16 protein-coding genes are annotated in these 18,662 nt (G+C 71.3%); 8 read left to right on the top strand and 8 right to left on the bottom strand.

What is annotated here, in order from left to right:
- Positions 1–426: 426 nt before the first annotated feature.
- Together RM445_RS21780 and RM445_RS21785 are read left to right on the top strand one after the other, a co-directional pair.
- On the top strand, positions 427–1,236 hold the full coding sequence (locus RM445_RS21780) for a hypothetical protein (RefSeq protein WP_311558672.1): 810 nt from the start codon (positions 427–429) through the stop codon (positions 1,234–1,236).
- Between the two features lie 97 nt (positions 1,237–1,333).
- Positions 1,334–2,203 carry a PRC and DUF2382 domain-containing protein gene (locus RM445_RS21785; RefSeq protein ID WP_311558673.1) on the top strand — a complete coding sequence of 290 codons (870 nt, stop codon included), beginning with the start codon at positions 1,334–1,336 and terminating at the stop codon, positions 2,201–2,203.
- Between the two features lie 110 nt (positions 2,204–2,313).
- Here the strand turns inward: RM445_RS21785 and RM445_RS21790 are convergent, their stop codons facing one another.
- Together RM445_RS21790 and RM445_RS21795 are read right to left on the bottom strand one after the other, a co-directional pair.
- Positions 2,314–2,823, bottom strand: a complete 510-nt coding sequence (locus RM445_RS21790; RefSeq protein WP_311558674.1) for a hypothetical protein — start codon at positions 2,821–2,823, stop codon at positions 2,314–2,316.
- A 37-nt stretch (positions 2,824–2,860) separates the two neighbouring features.
- The gene (locus RM445_RS21795) at positions 2,861–3,547 is read right to left on the bottom strand and encodes a DUF6790 family protein (RefSeq protein WP_311558675.1); all 687 of its coding nucleotides are present in this window, start codon (positions 3,545–3,547) and stop codon (positions 2,861–2,863) included.
- A 75-nt stretch (positions 3,548–3,622) separates the two neighbouring features.
- Here RM445_RS21795 and RM445_RS21800 point away from each other — a divergent pair, with 75 nt between their 5' ends.
- The 4 genes from RM445_RS21800 (at position 3,623) to RM445_RS21815 (ending at position 8,698) form a co-directional block, all read left to right on the top strand.
- Positions 3,623–4,303 (top strand): hypothetical protein, encoded by a 681-nt coding sequence (locus RM445_RS21800; RefSeq protein WP_311558676.1) that lies wholly within the window; start codon positions 3,623–3,625, stop codon positions 4,301–4,303.
- On the top strand, positions 4,300–5,766 hold the full coding sequence (locus RM445_RS21805) for a carotenoid oxygenase family protein (RefSeq protein ID WP_311558677.1): 1,467 nt from the start codon (positions 4,300–4,302) through the stop codon (positions 5,764–5,766). Before RM445_RS21800 ends, RM445_RS21805 begins: the two co-directional genes overlap by 4 nt.
- Positions 5,763–5,906, top strand: a complete 144-nt coding sequence (locus RM445_RS21810) for a hypothetical protein (RefSeq protein ID WP_311558678.1) — start codon at positions 5,763–5,765, stop codon at positions 5,904–5,906. The genes RM445_RS21805 and RM445_RS21810 overlap by 4 nt, the downstream gene beginning before the upstream one ends.
- A 62-nt stretch (positions 5,907–5,968) precedes the next feature.
- Positions 5,969–8,698, top strand: coding sequence for a helix-turn-helix transcriptional regulator (locus RM445_RS21815; RefSeq protein WP_311558679.1), 2,730 nt, complete (start codon positions 5,969–5,971; stop codon positions 8,696–8,698).
- 4 nt (positions 8,699–8,702) lie between these two features.
- On the opposite strand, the gene RM445_RS21820 is transcribed toward RM445_RS21815, so the two are convergent.
- From RM445_RS21820 to RM445_RS21845, 6 genes are all read right to left on the bottom strand, one after another.
- On the bottom strand, positions 8,703–9,503 hold the full coding sequence (locus tag RM445_RS21820) for an ABC transporter permease (protein ID WP_311558680.1): 801 nt from the start codon (positions 9,501–9,503) through the stop codon (positions 8,703–8,705).
- Positions 9,500–10,333 (bottom strand): ABC transporter ATP-binding protein, encoded by an 834-nt coding sequence (locus RM445_RS21825; protein WP_311558681.1) that lies wholly within the window; start codon positions 10,331–10,333, stop codon positions 9,500–9,502. The genes RM445_RS21820 and RM445_RS21825 overlap by 4 nt, the downstream gene beginning before the upstream one ends.
- A complete protein-coding gene (locus RM445_RS21830; protein WP_311558682.1) occupies positions 10,330–11,382 on the bottom strand; it encodes an ABC transporter substrate-binding protein in 1,053 nt (350 codons plus the stop codon). The genes RM445_RS21825 and RM445_RS21830 overlap by 4 nt, the downstream gene beginning before the upstream one ends.
- Before the next feature lie 103 nt (positions 11,383–11,485).
- The gene (locus RM445_RS21835; RefSeq protein ID WP_311558683.1) at positions 11,486–12,154 is read right to left on the bottom strand and encodes a hypothetical protein; all 669 of its coding nucleotides are present in this window, start codon (positions 12,152–12,154) and stop codon (positions 11,486–11,488) included.
- 153 nt (positions 12,155–12,307) lie between these two features.
- Positions 12,308–13,519 carry an alpha/beta hydrolase family protein gene (locus RM445_RS21840; RefSeq protein ID WP_311558684.1) on the bottom strand — a complete coding sequence of 404 codons (1,212 nt, stop codon included), beginning with the start codon at positions 13,517–13,519 and terminating at the stop codon, positions 12,308–12,310.
- 90 nt (positions 13,520–13,609) lie between these two features.
- Positions 13,610–14,341, bottom strand: a complete 732-nt coding sequence (locus tag RM445_RS21845) for an alpha/beta hydrolase family protein (RefSeq protein ID WP_311558685.1) — start codon at positions 14,339–14,341, stop codon at positions 13,610–13,612.
- Positions 14,342–14,619: 278 nt separating this feature from the next.
- Here RM445_RS21845 and RM445_RS21850 point away from each other — a divergent pair, with 278 nt between their 5' ends.
- A complete protein-coding gene (locus RM445_RS21850) occupies positions 14,620–17,424 on the top strand; it encodes a BTAD domain-containing putative transcriptional regulator (protein WP_311558686.1) in 2,805 nt (934 codons plus the stop codon).
- Positions 17,425–17,542: 118 nt separating this feature from the next.
- On the top strand, positions 17,543–18,565 hold the full coding sequence (locus RM445_RS21855) for an NADP-dependent oxidoreductase (RefSeq protein ID WP_311558687.1): 1,023 nt from the start codon (positions 17,543–17,545) through the stop codon (positions 18,563–18,565).
- Positions 18,566–18,662: the final 97 nt, after the last annotated feature.

The following is an 18,662-nucleotide window of genomic DNA, read 5'->3' on the forward strand; positions in this document are numbered from 1 at the left end:
CCATCGCGTGGCACCTCTCTACGAGATCCTTGGTCGGTTCACGCAGAGACTCACGCGGTGGCCCCTCCCACGTGCTCAGGCACGCCGGGACAGGCCCCGGACTTACACCACCAGCCGGGACGCGACCGCCGGCAGTGTGAAAAGTGGCAAAGAGCAGCTGATCAAAGCTACCGGTCGGGCGGTTGGCAACGCCTCGGAGCAGGTTTCACCGAACGGCAACGACTCCGGACCGAGCACCAACCGGCGCGCCCGCCGGCTTCCGTCCTTCCCGAAACGAGGAGCCCGTCACGCGGCTTCGACCGCAACCGTCACAGCGCCCGCGGGTGCCGCCCGCGAGTCAGACGCTGCGCCGGTTGCCCCCGCAGCACCGCTACCGACAAACCGTCCGACAACCTGACATCGAGCAGGTGGCCAGGTGCGCAGCTGGTGCGGGCGGCACGTGTCATGGTGATTGAGGTCGGCGGAACGGTGCAGATCGAGTCCCGACACGTCGATGATCACACGCTCGTCGCACTGTCCGGTCCCTTGTCCCTGTCGACTGCGCCACGTGTGGGCGACACCTTGATGAAACTGCTCGCCCGCAACCGGCCAGTCGTCGTTGATGTGTCCCGTCTCGAACTGGGGTGGGGTCCGGCAGTCGAGGTCTTCTCGGCGGTTCTACAAGCCGGGGGAGGCTGGCCCCTCGCACGAATGGTGCTATTCGGCGCGAACGCGGATCTGGCGCAGGCATTGCACACCGTGCGGGTGAACGAGCGGGTGCCCCTCACCGTCGACTACTGGGCTGCGCGAGGCCGGGTGGATACCCCGCCTGAGGTGGTGCATCGCCAGGTCGGCTTGCCGAACTTCTCAGGAGCGTGTGTGATCGCCCGAGCTGCGGCCGCCGGCGGCTGCCGGGACTGGGAACTGCCGGACCTCGCCCCTAACGCCGGGCTGATTGCCGGTGAGTTGGTGCTCAATGCGGTCGAGCACGCACGCTGCGCACCGCAGATGACGCTCACGCTGCACAGGAGCGGGATCACCATCAGCGTCCGCGACGGTCTTCGTTGTACTCCGCCCCGGCCGCAATTGCGGTGCGTCGGACGGTCCGGTGGATGGGGACTGTTGATGGTGACCGCGCTGGCCACCCGCTGGGGCGTCATCGTGCACGACGACGGCAAAACCGTGTGGGTCGAGCTCGCACGCAGCACGTCGCGGCTCGACATGAGGTCGAAGGGCGTGACCCTTCCTCCGTCGTAGATCTGTGGTTAGACCCCACTCGAGTGGGAAGGCTGACGCTGTAAGGCGCGTCGGACAGGAGTCAACTGTCGACGCAACGCCAGTTCGAGGGAGAGCAATGATCACGCAGGAGCAGCTGGACACCGTTGTCGGCAGTACCGCCTACGACAAGGACGGCGACAAGGTCGGCAAGATCGGTGGCCTCTACTACGACGACGCCACGAACGAGCCGTCGTGGCTCACCGTGCACACCGGACTGTTCGGCACGAAGGAGACGTTCATCCCCGTGCAGGGTGCCGAGGTCACGGGCGATCGCGTGATTCTGCAGTACGACAAGGCCACGGTGAAGGGCGCCCCGAATGTCGACGAGGACGGGCACCTCTCGCCGCAGGAGGAGGAGCAGCTGTACCGCTACTACGGGGTGCAGTACGCCGGCGGCGCCGAGACCGGTCGGTACGCCGGTGGCGCGGAGACGCGGGGTGTGGCCGACACCGGTGGGACGTTCGACCGCGACGGTGACGTCGACCGTGACGGCGTCCGGGGCGACGCTCGTGGCACTGTGGGCCGGGACACGTCCGGGCCGAACACCGACGAGGCGATGACCCGCTCGGAGGAGCGCCTGAACGTGGGCACCGAGACCCACGAGGCGGGCCGGGCGCGGCTGCGCAAGCACGTCGTCACCGAGCACCAGCAGGTGACGGTGCCGGTGACCCGCGAGGAGGTCACGCTCGAGCGCGAGCCGATCACCGAGACCAACCGCGGCGAGGCCTACGACGGCCCCGCGATCTCCGAGGAGGAGCACGAGGTCACGCTGCACGCCGAGCGCCCGGTGGTGGACACCGAGGCGGTTGCGGTGGAGCGGGTGCGGCTGGGCAAGGAGACCGTCACCGACCAGGAGACCGTCGGTGGCGAGGTCCGCAAGGAGGAGATCGAGCTCGACCGCGGCGACGCGAACCTGCGCGACGACGTGCGAGGCAACCGATCCTGACCACATGTCGACGGGGCCGGTGAGCAGTTGGCTGCTCACCGGCCCCGATCGGTCGGATGCCACTCAGCGCGCCGCACATCCGTGGCGGCACCTTGCTTCAAGACGGGGCGCTACCGCTGGGCGGCAACAGCTGCCTGGCGGAACGAGGCGCGGGCGCCCAGCGGCCGTGCGCGGCGCCAGATGAGTTCAGCCTGGAAGGCGACCATGACCGCGATCATGATGAGGATTTCGCCGAAGCCGCCGTCGTCGCTGATATGGGCGAAGTAAGCGTAGGTGCCCAGGCCGAACTTGGCGACGACCATGCCGAGGAACAGTCCGACGGTGAGTGCGGTGCCCTTGCTGTAGACCTTGCGCTCACCGGATGCATCATCGTCGGCCCACACCCGCGTCAGTCGTCCGCGAGCAAGGCCGACGACGACGCTCAACGCGAGGCTCGCGATCAGCAGGCCCCACTCCCCGGCACTATCGGGCCGGGAGAAATCGCCGACGGCCACGCCGATCACGGCGTAGATGATCGCCAGCTTGAACCGGCTGGCCCCGATGATCTCGTGGCGCTGAGTCTGGCGGTAGATGGCGTATCCGATCATCGCGACCAGAATCACGATCTCGATGGGTGACATTCTGGTGGTTCCTCTCGGGTGGTCGCGGGCGCGCCGGCTACCGACCGACCACCTGGGCGTCGGTGCGCACGGCGACGTCGTCGGTCGTCGTCGCCTGGCGTAGCGCCCAGGCATGCCACAGCACGAACGCCAGCCCGACGGCGTTGATGGCGATGTCCGAGTACAGCAGCAGACCGGTGTTGTTCACCGCGTAGTCGTGGTTCACCACCATCTGATAGATGTGCCCGAGGGCCGCACCCCAGCCGAAGATCACCGTCGCGATCACCAGCGCCACCTTGCCCCGGAACGCGCTGCGCTCCGAGTACAGCAGGAACGCCATCACGCCGACGCCCAGGCTGCTCAGCGCCAGTTCCATCTGAAACGGGCTCTGCGCCCACCCGATCGTCTTCGCTGCGAAGTCGCCGAAGACGGAGTGCATGATGAAATTGACGACCTGCGCGCACCCGATCGCCCAGAAGACGAAGGCATTGAGCAGTATGCCGGAAACGTGAATGGGTGTTCGTTCCCCGCGCATCCGGAGGATACGGACGGCCGCGACGATCAACCCCACGACGAACAACGTGGTCATGTAGTTGCCGATCAGGAACGCAATGGTTTCGGCGATCGGGCCGTTGCCGGCGGCGTGTGACGAGTTGGACACAGGATGCTCCTTCGAGGTGGTGCGGAGGGGACGTCGTCGACATCCAGAAGCCTGTTCGGCCCGCCGTCCGGAAACATCCGCCATCTCACCCGGTTCCCTGCACGGCATCTCTGTGATGTGGCGGATGTTCTGCGGCCTCCGCTGCCCGAGCCTCGTGTCATGTCGATGAAACAGGTGCTCGTGGGGTTCGTCCCCTGGATCGTGTTCACACTGGTCGCCACCCGGATCGGCCCGGGTGCGGTCGGGGCCGCGTGCGCGCTGGCGTTCCTCGTCGCGGCGGGGCTGATCGCCCGTTCGGTGTCCCGAGGGCAGTCGCCGAAGGTCCTCGAGGTGGTCGGCGCAGTCGTGTTCCTCGGGCTCGGCCTGGTGTCGCTCGTCTACCCCGCTGCGGACGCATTCCTGTCCGGGTACGGGCGAGCCCTTGCAGCGGCGGTCCTCGCAGCTGTGATCTTCCTGCTGCTGCCTGTCATGCCGTTCACCGAGCAGTACGCCCGGGAGAGTGTGCCGCGCGAGTACTGGCACACACCTGAGTTCCGGTCGATCAACCGGCGGATCAGCTCAGCCTGGGGTGGTGTCGTCGCGGCGATGGCTGTCAGCCACGCGGTGGCGGGCACCCTCGAGACGTCCGGCCCCGACGGCCGGTTGCTGCACCACCCCGTCGACCTGCTGTTCAACTGGGTCGTGCCCGGACTTCTCGTGTGGGCTGCCGCCCGCTACACCCAGCGCGTCAGCGCAGGACCCGGCGCAGGACCCGGCGCAGGACCCGGCGCAGCACCCGACGACGCGCCGACCGTTCCCGCGGCGACGGACCGGGCCTCGGACGCAGGCTGGACCCGGTGACCACCACACACGCCGCCCGGCCGATCCCCGAGCCGGCTGCGAGCCCGTACCTGACCGGTCCGTACACCCCGGTCGACGCCGAGGTCGACGTCGCGGGGTTGGAGACGGTCGGCGAGCTGCCGCCCGAGCTGGAGGGTTCGTATCTGCGCAACGGCCCGAACCCGCGCTTCAGCCCCATCGGCCGGTTCGTGTACCCGCTCGACGGCGACGGCATGGTCCACGAGGTGCAGCTCGCCGGCGGGCGCGCCCGCTACCGAAACCGGTTCGTCCGCACGCCTGCGCTGCTGACCGAGGAGGCCGCCGGGCAGGCCCTCTGGGCCGGCATCACCGACGCCTACCGGCCGGGTGAAGACCTCGTCGGACCGGCACTGGCCGGCACCGTCCGCGATCTGCCCGACGTCAACGTGGTCCGCCACGGCGGACGCCTGCTTGCCCTGGCCGAGTCCAAGCGCCCGTTCCGGCTCGGCCCCTGCCTCGAGACCCTCGGCCCGGACACCTTCGGCGGCAACCTGCCCGCCGGCATCACCGCCCACCCCAAGATCGATCCGCGGACCGGCGAGATGGCGGTGTTCTGCTACCACCTCACCCCGCCGTTCCTGACCTGGACGGTCATCCGACCGGACGGAACGGCCCTCCGGCCGACCCCGGTCGAGGGTGTCGACCGGCCCGGTCTCGTGCACGACATGGCCCTGACCGAGCACTACCTCGTCCTGGTCACGGCCCCGCTCTTCTTCGACCTCGGCCAGGCCCTCGCGGGCGGGTCGCTCCTGTCCTGGGAGCCCGACCGCGGAACACGCGTCGCGCTGATCCCCCGCGACGGTGGGCCCGTGCGATGGTGCGCCGACGACACCTTCTGGACCTGGCACTCCGCCAACGCCTACGAGGCCGACGACCCGGGCGCGGGCAATCCCGTCGTCCTCGACTACGTGCAGTGGGACGCCCCCGCCGGCCTCGCACCCGGTCGGACGGGCCCCGGCGCAGGCCGGCTCACCCGGGCGACCATCGACCCCGCAGCGGGCACGGTCCGCCGCGAGCAGCTTTCCGACGACGACGTGGAGTTCCCGCGCATCGACGACCGCGCCCTCACCCGCCGGCACCCGACCATCGCCCTCACCGGGGACAGCGGCCGGCCCCGCCTGCATCCCGAGGCCGCCGACACCCTGTTCTGGTTCGACCCCCGCACCGGGGCGACCACGCGTTGGACCAGCCCCGACCTCGCCGTCGGCGAGCTGGCCCACGCCCCGCACCCCGACTCCGACGACCCCGACGACGGCTGGTGGCTCACCTTCGCCACGCACCGCGCCACCGGCGGCAGCTGGCTGCTGGTCATCCCTGCCGCCGACCCCGGCGCCGGGCCACAGGCCCGCGTGCGGATGCCCGTCCGCGTACCGCTCGGGCTGCACGGCACCTGGCTTCCCGACCACCCCGGCTCCCGCCTGACCACGACCGGAGGAACACCATGACCGTCACCGACGACACCTTCGACGTCCAGTTCCGCGACGCGCTCGGTGCGACCGACTACGGCGTCGGCGACCCGGGCATGTGGGCCGACCGGCTCCACCCGAAGCGCGACCGCTGTGAGCAGGGCGACGGCCACCTCTAGGCCGCTGGTGGTCGCCTACGTGGAGGAGGGGAAAAGCGTCGGGTCGACGTAGGCTCGATCTCGTGCGGGTCGCCTCCTCGCCCTCTGCGACCGTGCTGTCGGGATCGGTCGGAGCGCTCCTCGATGTGGTGGACGCCGCGGCCCCGGCCGCGGGTGGGCCGCGGACACTGGTGCTCCTCGGCATGCCCGGGATCGGGAAGTCGACCACGTTGGACGCGTTGGTCAAGGCGGTCGGCGAGCGCGGTGTGGGGGTGCACCGGATCGCTGCGGACGAGATCAGCCGGCGGCAGCCCTTCGGGCTCGTGTCGGGGTTGCTCGGGCTCGAGCCGGTCTACCCGCCACGGTCGGACACCGCAGACCGGGTGCTGGACGCCGTGGAGAGCCTGTGCGTCGAGGGACCGCTCACCCTCTGCGCCGACGACGTGCATCATGCGGACGCCGACTCGCTTGCGCTGCTGGGCCGGATCGCCAGTGCGACGCGTGTCCTGCCGTTGACGCTGCTGATCGCCTGTCGCCCGCTCCCGGTCCGGGACGCCCTGACCGCGTTGCTCGCGCGTCCGGACGTGCGCGTCGTCGAGGTCGTCGGGCTGGACGAGGCCGGCTTGGCCGAGCTGGTGCGGGCACGGTTCGCGGCACCGCCAGGGGACGAGCTGCGCTCGTTCCTCGACTCCACCCACGGCAACCCGTTCCACGCCGACGTCCTGCTCGACGACCTTGAACGGCGAGGCCGGCTCGCCGTTGTCGATGGCGTCGTGACGGTCTCGGGCACGACAGAAGATGCGCCGGCGTCCGTCCAGGCCGGGGCGCGGGCCCATCTCGCGCTCCTCGACCTCGCTGCCCGCGATCTGCTGCAGGTCCTCGCGGTGTGGGGCCGTCCGGCAACAGTGGAACAGCTCGCTGCGGTCACCGGGGCGAACCCGGTGTCGTTGCTCGGTCCGGTGCAGGCCGTGGTCAGTTCCCGCGTCGCCCGCTGGACGGACGACGAGATGCTGACGTTCCGGCACGACGTGTACCGCGACGTCGTCTACGCCGACCTCGCCCCGCCGCTGCGGCGCATCCTGCATGCGGCGTGCGCGACGCAGCTGCACGCCTCCGGGGGGATGTCCACGCAGATCCTGGGGCACGCGGGCGGAGCTGCCGACCGCACCGAGCCCCGATCGGCGCTCAAGGTCGCCGCGACCGAATTGGCGTACGCACCCGCCCAGGCTGCGGACCTGCTCGCGGACGCCGCCGAGCTGGCCGGGAACGGACCTGATGCGGACGCGATCGCGGTGGCGCGGGCGGGTGCGCTGGCTGCGGCGGGCGAGATCGGGGCCGCGGAGTCCGTCGCCCGTGAGCGCCTCCTGCTGACCCGGGACGCGGCCACCCGTGACGAGCTGACTCGACTGCGGTTGCACGCGATAGTGAGCGCGGCCGACACCGCCGATGCGATCGCCACCATCGACGAGAGGCTCGCGGGCGTGCATGACCGAGCTCAGCGCGAGGCGCTGATCCACCTCCGGCGCTGGGTCGTCGTACTCGGGGGGCGGGAGGCGATCGGGATCTCACCGGTCACGGGCCACGGGAACGGCCGGCGCGGAGCGTCAGGTGCTGCCGCGCTGGTTCCGTCGGTCATGGACCTGTTCCTGACCGCCCGGTGCGAGGAGGCGCTGGCCCTCGCCACGGAGGCGGTCGATGCCCGTGAGGCCGCCGGGTCGTCGCCATGGGCGGACGGCGCGACGGCGCCGATCTGGCCGCCCTGGATCGCGCTCTTCGCCCGCGGACCGGAGGCGGCCCGCGTGTTGTCGGTGGCGGCCCGGCGCGAGGCGCAGGAGCGCGGCCGGGGCTGGCTCCTGCCATACCACCTGTTCGTCGCCGCCACGATCGACCACCTCAGTGGCAGGTGGGACGACGCCGTCGCCGAACTGGACGCCGGACTCGAGGCCGCGACCGCCACCGGGACGGGCTGGCTCGCGCGGCCGACGGGTGCGCTGCTGCAGATCAGGACCTGCCGCAACGAGCTCGACGTGGCAGAGCGCGACCTGTCGCGGTGGAAGCTGCGTGGCCTGCCCGAGCAGTTCGGGCTGCCCCAGGTCGGGCTGGCCGAGATCCTGCTCGGTGAGGCGCACGGCCGAGCGTCGGAGGCTGCCGAGCAGGCCCGCCGATCGTGGAGCACCACGCTCGACGGCGGTCGGCTGCTCTGGGCGCTGCTCGCCGGTCCCGACGTCGCCCGCGTCGCCCTGGGCGCCGGCGACGACGAACTGCTGAATCGTGTCGCGGCCGACACCGCCCGGGTGCCGGTCGGCCAGGTCACCGCGCTGGCTCCCGCAGCCGACCTCGTCAAAGCCATGGCCCGGCGCGATCCCGATCGGGCCATGGCCGCGGCCACGGCCTTCCGCAACCGCGGGAACTTCGTCGGCGAGCTCGCGGGGTGGGAGGAGGCGGCGGTCGCCGCAGCCGCGCGCGGCGATCAGGACGTGGCGCGGACGTGCGCGGTGCGATGTCGCGAGCTCGCGTCGGTGCTGGGCGCCGTCGGGGTGGAGCGGCGGATCATCGCCCGCCTGCGCGCGCACTCGGTCAGGCTCGGCGTCTCCGGCGCCCGCCGCCGACCCGCCACGGGGTGGCAGAGCCTGACTCCTACGGAGCTGCAGGTGGCCGACCTCGTCGGGCAGGGCATGACGAGCCGGCAGATCGCGACCCGGCTCTTCATCTCCCCGCGCACGGTGCAGACCCATATCTCGCACAGCCTGCGCAAGCTCGACCTCACATCGCGGGTCGAGCTTGCCACCACGGTCGCCCGGCGTCAGGCCTGACGACCTACCTCCGCCCCACGACCACGCCGTCGTGCCACGGCACGGCCAGGCACCTGGCGGTGGCGACCGCGGCGTGCAGGACCACGCCGATCAGCGTGAGCAGCACGATCACCGCGAAGAGCCGTGGCGCGTCGAGGGCGTTGAGGCTCCGCACGACGACGAAACCCAGCCCCGCGTTGCCGCCGAGGTACTCGCCGACGACTGCGCCGATCACCGCGAACACGATCGCCACTTCGGCTCCTGTGAACACGTAGGGCAGGGTGGTGGGCAGCTCTAGATCGCGGAACGTGGCCCACCGCCCGGCGCCCAGCCCGCGCATGACGTCACGATGGCCCTTGTCGACCGATCGCACGCCGAGCAGCACGTTCAGGGCGATCGGCAGGAAGGCGAGGATCGCCGCCATCACGATCTTCGACGTGGGCCCGAACCCGAACCAGATGACGAGGACCGGGACGAAGGCCACTTTGGGCACCACCTGGAAGGCCACGAGGGCTGGGCGGGTGGCGCGCTCGAGCCACGGCACCCGCCCCAGCACGACGCCCGTCGCGATCCCGGCCGCCAGCGCGACGGCGAACCCTCCGACGACCTCGACCAGCGTCACCCGGACATGCATCCAGGTGCCGGGCGAGGTCACCACGTCGACCAGCGAGCGGCCCACCGCCGCCGGTGCCGGCAGGATGAACGACGACACCTCGAGCACGGAGACGGCGAACTGCCACGTGCCGAGGAGCAGTGCGATCAGCACCGCCGAGCCGACCACCGGGAGGACTTCCGACCGGCGTCGACCGGAGCGCGCCCCGGTCAACGCGGCCCGTCCTCGTCGAGAAGCCGGCGCAGGGTGCGCACCGCGTTCCCGAACTCCGCGGTGGTCTCGACCTCGATCGACCGCGGTCGCGCCAAGGGCACCTCGACGATCGACCTGACGCGGCCCGGTCGCGCCGTCAGCAGCACCACCCTGTCCGCCAGCAGGACGGCCTCGGGGATCGAGTGCGTGACGAACACGGTCGTCGCCCCCGCTGCGTCGTGCAGTTCCTGGAGCTCCAGGTCCATCCTGTCCCTGGTGACCGCGTCGAGGGCGCCGAACGGCTCGTCCATCAGCAGCACGGACGGATCGCAACTCACCGCGCGGGCCAGTGCAGCCCGCTGCCGCATGCCCCCCGAGAGCTCCCGCGGGTAGGCGGCGGCAAACCCCCTCAACCCGAACCGTTCGCAGAGCTCCTCGGCGCGCTTGCGCCGCTCGAGCCGACCCACCCCCCGCAGCTTGAGTGGCAGCGCGACGTTGTCGGCGACCGTGTACCACGGGAAGAGGTTCGGGTCTTGGAACACCATCCCGACGTCCGAGAGCACCCGGTCGTCACGGGTTCCGTCCGGACGTCGGATGCTGCGCCCTCCGGCCTCCACCGTCCCTCGGGTGGGGGCGAGCAGGCCGCCGAGGATCCGCAGCAACGTCGTCTTGCCGCAGCCGGAGCGGCCGAGTACGGCAACGAACTCGCCCCGCCCGATCGAGAGGTCGACACCCCGCAGGGCCTCGACCCGACCGCGGCGGGTGTCGAAGACCTTGTCCACCGCCGTGACCCGGAGTCCTGCCACCGCACCGGTCCGGGTCCGCTCGAGAGCTTCCGAATCCGTGGTCATGTCGGAAGGAACTGGTTGGTCATCCAACGGGACGGGTCGAGATCCGGGCGGACGAGCCCGAGACCGGCCATCTCCTCGTAGGCGACGGCCCAGCGGTCCGGCGAGGTGCTGAGGTAACCCCCGCCGTCAGGGGCCGTGTAGGACGCGAGATAGCGCTGCAACGCGTCGTCGGCGACCCCGGGGTCCGTCAGCGAGGGCACCTCGTACCGCGAGGCGATGATCCTCTTCGTCTGCGCGAAGCCGCCGGGCGCGTCGTCGGCGATGAACTGCATGGCCTCGCGGACGGCGAGCAGGTAGCGACGGAGGCGGTCCTGCTGGGCCGGGTCCGCCGCCTGGTCCGCCGAGGTGACGTAGACCTGTGCTCCTGCAGCGATGTCGGCGTTGGGGTCGTAGACCACGGCATCGGGCTGCTGGTGCAGCAGGATGACGGATGTGTCGAGCGAGACGACGTAGGCGTCGAGCCGGCCGGCGCGGACGAGGTCGAACACGCCGGGAGCGAGCCCGACGACCTGCCGCTGCACGTCGGCGGCCGGCACGTCCTTCGCGGCGAGGACCAGGTTCAGTGTGAACTCGCTGGTCCCGCCCTGTGAGGGGATGCCGACGAGCTTGCCGCGGAACCCGTCCGCCGTCGTGATGGGTTCCCGGCGGCTGGAGACCATCCGCACCGGCCCCCGGGGGAGCGCGGAGCCCACGACCACCAGCGGAGCGCCGCGCTCGCCGGCCGCGACCATCGTCTCGATGTCGCCCACTCGCGTGAGCAACGCCGACCCGGCGATGACCGTCTGGAGGGCGGGCGGGGACCCTTGCGTCGCCTCGAAGTGGACGTCCAACCCGTGCCGCTCGAAGTAGCCCCCGGCCGTCGCCACCATCTCCGGCGCGAACGACAGGCTCTCCAGCGGCAGGATGTTGAGGAACGTGATCTCGTCCAGGGGCGGCCCCGCCCGCTGGTCGGGCTCGGCTGCGCACGCGGCCGTGGCGGTGCAGAGGAGCACGGCCAGTACGGCGGCCAGGATGCGGCGGCGCGCCGGCGGACCGGTGACGAGTCCCATTGGCGGCCCCCACCAACCGGTTCCGAACGTGCGCCCGACCGGGTGACGTGGCTCCCGACGAACCCGGTCGCCGTCGCGACGCTATCCGTGGCCGGCAGGACGGTCAACGAGGAGAGACGCGCCCCCTCGCGTCCGCGAGATCCTGAGGGCTGCGAATGTCGATTTCGGGGACGCCGTCGAACTCGCTGCTGAAGCCGGTCACCGTGATCTTCTGTCCGACCGCGAGCGGGCGCACGTCGACGTGCGTGCCCAGGTTCACGTACACGTTGATCGCGCCGGAGTCGTCGTCGATGAAGAACTTGTGGCCGTAGGGGAGGTCGTCGATCGGCCCCTCGGTGATCTTGCCGACGGTGCGCACCAGCAAGCCCTGGTTCGCTTCTCCGACCGAGCCGGTGCGCACCCTCCTCGGTCCGACCGGGCTGTCGTTGCCCCCGACCTTCACGCCCTCGGCGCTCGCCGGGGCGATCATGAGCAGGCCGTTCGGGTTCTGCAGCACGCCGGTCACCACGACGTGCCGCGGCGGCTTCACACCGATGTTCGTCTTCGGGAAGCTGACGAAGATCCCGGCCGTCTTGTCCTGGATCGCGAAGCCCTGGTCGGAGTAGCTGGATGCGAAGACGCCGGACGGCGTGGTCACGGTTCCCTCGATGGTGACGATGGTGTTGAGCGGCATCTTGCGCGCCGCGGCGATCGTCGGCAGGCGTCGTTCAGGGTGGCTGCTGTCCTTCGCTGCCGCGGCAGCGGTGCCTGGTGCTGCGACGAGTGCCAGCATTGCCAGAAGGATCGACAGGACGGTGCCGCGAGTGTGCCGGAGTGCGAGAACGTCCGATCGGCGTCGACGGGCCATGGTGTGCGCCGGGTCGGCCGTCGTCGCCTGTGTGCCTCGCATCGTTCTCCCCTGCCGTTGGTAGACACTTCACATCGTTCACACGGTGACAGGCGCCTGCCGGTCGGCGAGGGTCCGGGTGAGCCAGCCGTAGACGAACTGGTCGAGGCGGTCCTGGCCGAGCCCTTCGCAATGGCCACCTGCGCCTTCGGCCGCGGTGAACTCGTGAGTAGTCACCGGTGCGGTCAGGGCGTCGGCGAACGTGGCCAGCTGACCTGTTCCGGCGAAGTCGCCCTCTCCGGCCAGTGCGAGGGTGGGACACGTGATGCGGTCGGCGATGCCGGCGATGCTGAAGCGGCACAGCTCGCGCAGGTAGTCGCTCGTGGTGCTGACGCCGTGCGCGACCATCCGCCATTCGAAGCCGTTGCGGGCCCCCGGATCGGCCAGCATGGGGGCGAGGTCGGCATCCAAGGTGGGGTCGTGGCTCTGCAGCCGAGCCCAGTTCGCCTCGCCCAGCCGCACACGGATCGCCGCGCCGAAGTCGTACTGGGCCGGGTCGCAGATCAACGCTGCCAGTCGGTGCTCCGAGGCGGCTGCCCGAGGAGCGAGGTACCCGGCGAAGCTGCGCCCAAAGAGGATCATTGCGTCGGGGTCGACACCCTCCTGCGCGAGCAGCCAGTCGATCACCGGCGTGATCACGGCCTCGCTGTCGTGCCGCAGGGGGATCCGGCGGGTGTAGAGCACACCTCCCTGGCCGGGGCCCTCGAGGACCAGGCAGTTCATGCCGCGCTCGAGGGCGGAGACAGCGGTGACGGAGTAACCGGCTTCCGCAGTGGAGTCGTAGCCGGCCGGTGCGATCACCGTCGGGCGCGGCAGGTCCGAACCGTCAGGCCGGAGGAGGTAGCCGTGTACGGCGATCCCGTCCCGTTCGAAGTCCATCGGGGTCGTGCTGCAGGCCAGCAGCGGCAGGGCGGCTCGGAATGCGGCGACGTGTCCCGCGTACGCCGAGTGCAACGTCGGGTCGTCGAGGTCGGTGCGGGCGAAGAAGAACGTCTGGCGGTAGTACTCCGCGGCGCGCAGGTAGGCCCGGCGGGCGCTGACGAGGTCACCGGCCTCCTGGCTTGCGTGGGCCTCTGTCTGCGCCTTGCCGGCGGCGGCGGTCCACTCCGCGGCCCAGGAGCCGAAGTCGCCGGGCGTGATGCGGGAGGCGACGGCGAGGGCCTCGCCGAGATCGGCGCCCCCGCGGGCCGCGGCGGTGAGAGTGCGCTGGAATTGCTCGTTGAGCTCGTCGTCGTCGATGAACCTGGCCACGGGATCCTCCTCGGTGGAACCGGTCGAGTGGCTCAAGGTTCGGGTAGGCCTCTCACACGGCTCTCACACGGTCCTGCACACCGTCCGGCCTCACTTCAGGTGCCGGGCGAAGAACCGGTTTCCGTCGTCCCCCTCGAACTCCGGTACGCCCGTGTGTCCGCCCATATTGGCGTGCAGCGTCTTCTCTCTGGTGCCGAAGGCGTCGAACAGTTCCAGGGCCATCTGCCGGTCGTTTCCTTCGTCGTCCCACTGCAGCAGGACCTGCAGCGGAATGTTGACCTGACGGGCCTCCTCGAACAGGGTGCGGGGCACGAAACTCCCGGCGAACAGAAGGGCGGCCGAGATGCGCGGCTCGACGACCGCCAGCCGGATCCCGATGGAGATCACGCCTCCCGCGTACCCGACCGGGCCGCCGATCTCAGGCAGCAAGAGGAGGGCGTCGAGGGTGGCTCGCCATTCCGGGACCGCCTCTTCGACCAGTGGGAGGACCAGCCGGTCGACGATCTCGTCGTCGACCGGCTCGCCGGCCTCCAACGCCCGGCGCAGGTCGGCGCGGGCCTCCTCGGCTGCGGCGGAGCGGGGCCGGTCACCGCTCCCGGGGAGCTCGATGGTGGCCGCGGCGAAGCCTTCCGCGGCGGAGTGCCGGGCCCGGGCGGCCAGTCGGGGGTGCATTCGGCGCAGTCCGCCGGGGTGGCCGAGCAGGATCAGCGGGGCCGGTGCGGATGCGGATCCGGGCGTCCACAGGATGCCGGGGATCTCGCCCAGGCTGAACCTGCGTTCGTGGACGCCGTCGTCGAGGTGCTGTTCGGAAGTGAATCGCATGGTCGTGCCTTTCGGGAGTGCTCCTGACGGCGCTCCCGGACGACCTATCGCCCGACCGTGACCCCAGAGGGGAGCACCCATGTCGATACTGCGTTCACGGGTACCACCTCCTCGATCTCTCGCACGGCCGCCGGGAAGGTAGCAGCGGTCGCCGTGGCCCGCCAACGCCTTTTCGTGCGCGCGCTCGGTCGTGACCTCCAGATCAGTGCGAGCTGAGTCATACTGGATCACTCCGTCCTGCTGACGGCAAGCTCATCACGGGACGGGGGGAGGACGGCATGACCACGCGTGAGCACCTGCGTTTCCGGGACCTCGGACCGGTGGAGGTCGAGCACGCGGGCGTCGTCCGGCCCGTCGGCGGAAGTCGGCTCGAGGCCGCCCTGGCCCTGCTGCTCATTCACGCGGATCATCCGGTCGGACCGGACGCGCTGGGTGAGGCCATGTGGGGTGAGCAGGGTGTCAGCCGGTCTGCGGGAACGTTGGACTCGCACGTGTGGCGGCTGCGCAGGTTCCTCGAGCCCGACCGGGTTCGGGGTGAAGCCCCGACGGTTCTGGTGCGGGAACCCGGTGGCTACCGCCTGGTCGTCGGAGCGGGCACGGTCGACTCCGCCCACTTCGCCGTGCTGGCGGCCGAGGCCGGTGACCTGCTCGCGGCAGGTGAGGCCGGCCGTGCGTTGCAGCGGGCCGAGGAGGCCACCGCCTTGTGGCGCGGGCGACCCTATGGTGCGGCCGCCGACCAGGAGTGGGCCCGAGCGGCGGTCGCCCGCCTCGAGGAGATCCGCGGTCGGCTGCGCGAGGCGCACATCGGCGCGCTGCTCGGCGTCGGCGCGGTCGATCGTGCGCTGGCGGAGCTGGAGGTCGCACTCGCCGAGGAGCCGTTGCGCGAGCAGCTCTGGGCCTACCGGATGGCCGCCTACCGCGACGGCGGTCGCCGCTCCGACGCGCTGGCCACCTACACGCAGGCCCGCACCGTGCTGGTCGACGAGCTCGGGATCGAGCCCGGGCCGCAGTTGCGCACCCTGCACGCCGACCTGCTCCGCGACGACCCGTCCGCGGTCGTCGCCACTGCGCCGTCCACACAGCACGAATCGGGGTCCACCCGGACGTTGCCCGTGACGCGCAGCAGGCTCGTGGGGCGCGACGACGAGCTCGCGGGGCTCGACCGTCTGCTCGAGACCGGGCCGCTGGTCACGCTGGTGGGCGCCGCGGGCTGCGGGAAGACCCGGCTGGCGGTGGAGACCGCCCGACGGGCCGCGCCGCGGTTCCCCGACGGGGTGTGGTTCGTGGACCTGACCTCGGCGACCCCCGAGCGCGTTCTCGAGACCGTGGCCTCGACTCTGGAGCTGCCGGCCACGGGTTCGGCTGACCCGGTCGACGCCCTCCGCCGGTACACGGTGGCGCGGCGGATGCTGCTGGTGCTCGACAACTGCGAGCACGTGCTGGATGCCGCCGCCGAGCTGGTCGACATGCTCCTCGTCGAAGAGTCGGCGCTCGTCGTGCTCGCCACGAGCCGGGAACCCCTGGAGGTCGACGGCGAACACGTCGACCGCCTGGATCCGCTGCTCAGGGCCGCCGCGGTGGAGCTCTTCCTCGAGCGGCTCGACGGACCGGTCGCAGCGGAGGCGCAGGCCTTCGTGGCCGAGATCGCGGCCGCCGTCGACGGCCTTCCCCTGGCCCTCGAGCTGGCCGCGGGCCGTGCCCGGGCCTACAGCCTGGCGGAGATCGCCGCTCAGGTCCGGGCGGATGCGAGCACGCTGAGCCGGGTCGGACGGGGCAGGGTCGGGCGGCGCGGCGGCCATCCCCGGACCGTCCGCGAGGCGATCGACTCCAGCTACCGGGACCTCCCCGCGCCGCTCGCAGCGCTGCACCGGGCCGTCGGAGTGATCCCCGGGCCGTTCACCGTGAAGCTGGCCGCGGGCCTGGTCGGCACCGACGTCACGGACGCCGCCGCCGGGTTGGCGCACCGTTCGCTGCTGACGCCCCTGACCGCCGACCGCCACGGCGGGGCGTCCCGCTTCGCGCAGCTCGCCACGGTCCGCGGACATGCCGTCCACGAGGCGGAGCGGGCCGGAGAGGATTCGACTCAGGCGCGCGACGCCTGGATCGAACGGCTGGTCCGCGCCCGGCCCCTGCTGGGCTCGACCCGTCACGTCGGCTGGTACCACACACTCGACGACGACCTGGCCGCGCTCCGCGCCACCCTGCAGCACACCCTCGTCGACGATCCGTCCGCCTCGGGGTTGGCGCTGGCCGCCAGGCTCGGCGTGTACTGGGCGTTCAGCGGAATGGGAGTGGAGGGTGACCGCTGGCTGCGCACGGCCGCCGACGCGTGTACCGCCGATGCGGAGCTGGGCCGACCGGCCGACCGCGCGGCCGTCCATGTCGACCTGGGGGCCCGCTTGCTCGTGCAGGGCCGGGTCGCCGAGGGCGGCGCCCAGGTCCGGGTGGGGATCGCCGAGGGGGCCGGCGTGACCGGTGACGACGCGGTCCTGATGTGTGCGTCCTTGACCGTCGCCGCCGGTGCTGTGGCGCGCGCAGGCGACCGCGAGCTGCTCGCGGAGCTCGCCGCAGCGATGCACCGGACCGCGGCGGGGTCGGCCGCGCTCGACGTCGCCGCCCGGCACGTCGAGCTGGTCCACGCCACGATCGTCGCGCCGCACCCCGACCTCGTCGCGCAGTACCTGGCCCTGCACCGCGAGGCCCGCTCCGAGGACAACCTGTTCACGGCGTGGCTCACCGCCGCGAACGCCGCCCGTCTGATGCTGGCCGACGGCCGGGCCACCGAAGCTGTCCTATGGGCTCGGGCCGCGGTGCGGGCCTCGGCTGAGGCGGGTCTGCGGCACAACGCGTACGCGCTGGAGGTCTACGGCGCCGCGCTCGGCCGGGCCGGGGAGCATGCCGCCGCGCTGCGCGTGTTCGGCGCCGTGGAGGAGCAGCACCGCGGAGCAGGCGTGGTGTGGCCGTGGGATCCGAGCGTTGTCGCGCTCATCGCCGCGATGACCACCCAGCTCGGCCAAGCCGCGGCCGAGCGAGCCCGGTCGAAGGGCGCCCGAGCCACTCTGGCGGAACTCGCCGAGGCCTGACTGCGCGCAGCACGGGCCACCAGTCGTCACGGCCGGGTTGAAGCGGGTTGAAGCGACGTTGAAGGCGTCCGCTGCACGGTGATCGGTGTCAACACCCCACCGTCACGAGGAACTTCCCATGACCGAGCAACACGTTCTGAACCGTCGTTTCGTCCTCCGCGAGCGCCCCGTCGGACGCATCGACGCGAACACCTTCCAGTTGCGCGAGGAGCCGCTGCCGCGGATCGGCGACAGTGAGGCGCTGGTCCGCGTCGACTGGATATCGCTCGACCCGTCCAACCGCGCCTATGTCGGCGCGACCCCGACGTACCTTCCGCCGGTCGGTATCGGCGAGGTCATGCGGGGGTACGGGCTCGGTACCGTCGTCGAGTCGAGAAATCCCGCCTTCGCGGTCGGCAGGACCGTGCAGGGCGTCGTCGGATGGCAGGAGTACGCCGTCGTATCCGACGCGACCCTCATGCAGGCGTTCGACGTCGCCGACGGCGTCTCGCCGAGCAAGTACCTCGGCGCACTCGGCAAGACCGGGCTCACCGCTTGGACCGGCATGCACGAGATCGGCCGGCCGCAGCCCGGTGAGACCGTCGTGGTGTCGGCCGCGGCGGGCGCGGTCGGCTCGGTCGCCGGCCAGCTCGCCAAGGCCGCCGGTGCCCGGGTCGTCGGCATCGCCGGTGGTCCGAAGAAGTGCGCGTTGCTGACCGATCGGCTCGGTTTCGACGCCGCGGTCGACTACCGCGCCGAGGGTTGGCAGGACGCACTCGCCGACGCGACGCCGGATGGTGTCGACGTCGACTTCGAGTCCGTCGGCGGCGAGATCATGGACGCGGTCTTCGCGCGTCTCGCCGTCCACGCCCGCGTGGCGCTCTGCGGCATGATCTCCGGCTACAACTCGGCCGAGCTGCCGCGCGGGCCACGGTCGTTCAGCAATCTGCTGGTCAAGCGCGCGACGTTGCAGGGCTTCGTGATGCTGGACGACTTCGCCAAGATGGACCAGGCACGGGCCGACATCGCAGCCCTCGTCGCCGACGGCAAGCTCACAGCGCTCGAGACCGTCGTGGACGGGTTCGAGCAGCTGCCGACGGCCATCAACATGCTTTTCGACGGCACGAACGTGGGCAAGCTCGTGGTCAAAGTGGCGGGCTGAGCCCGCTCGTCACGCCCGTGCCGGGGCCGTCCAGCGAACCGCAGCCGGGCGTTGGAGGTCGATTGAAGCGCCCACGGGCACCGTACGAGGGCAGGGC

It is taken from the genome of Pseudonocardia charpentierae, from assembly GCF_031845345.1.
GTDB classification, from domain to species: domain Bacteria; phylum Actinomycetota; class Actinomycetes; order Mycobacteriales; family Pseudonocardiaceae; genus Pseudonocardia; species Pseudonocardia charpentierae.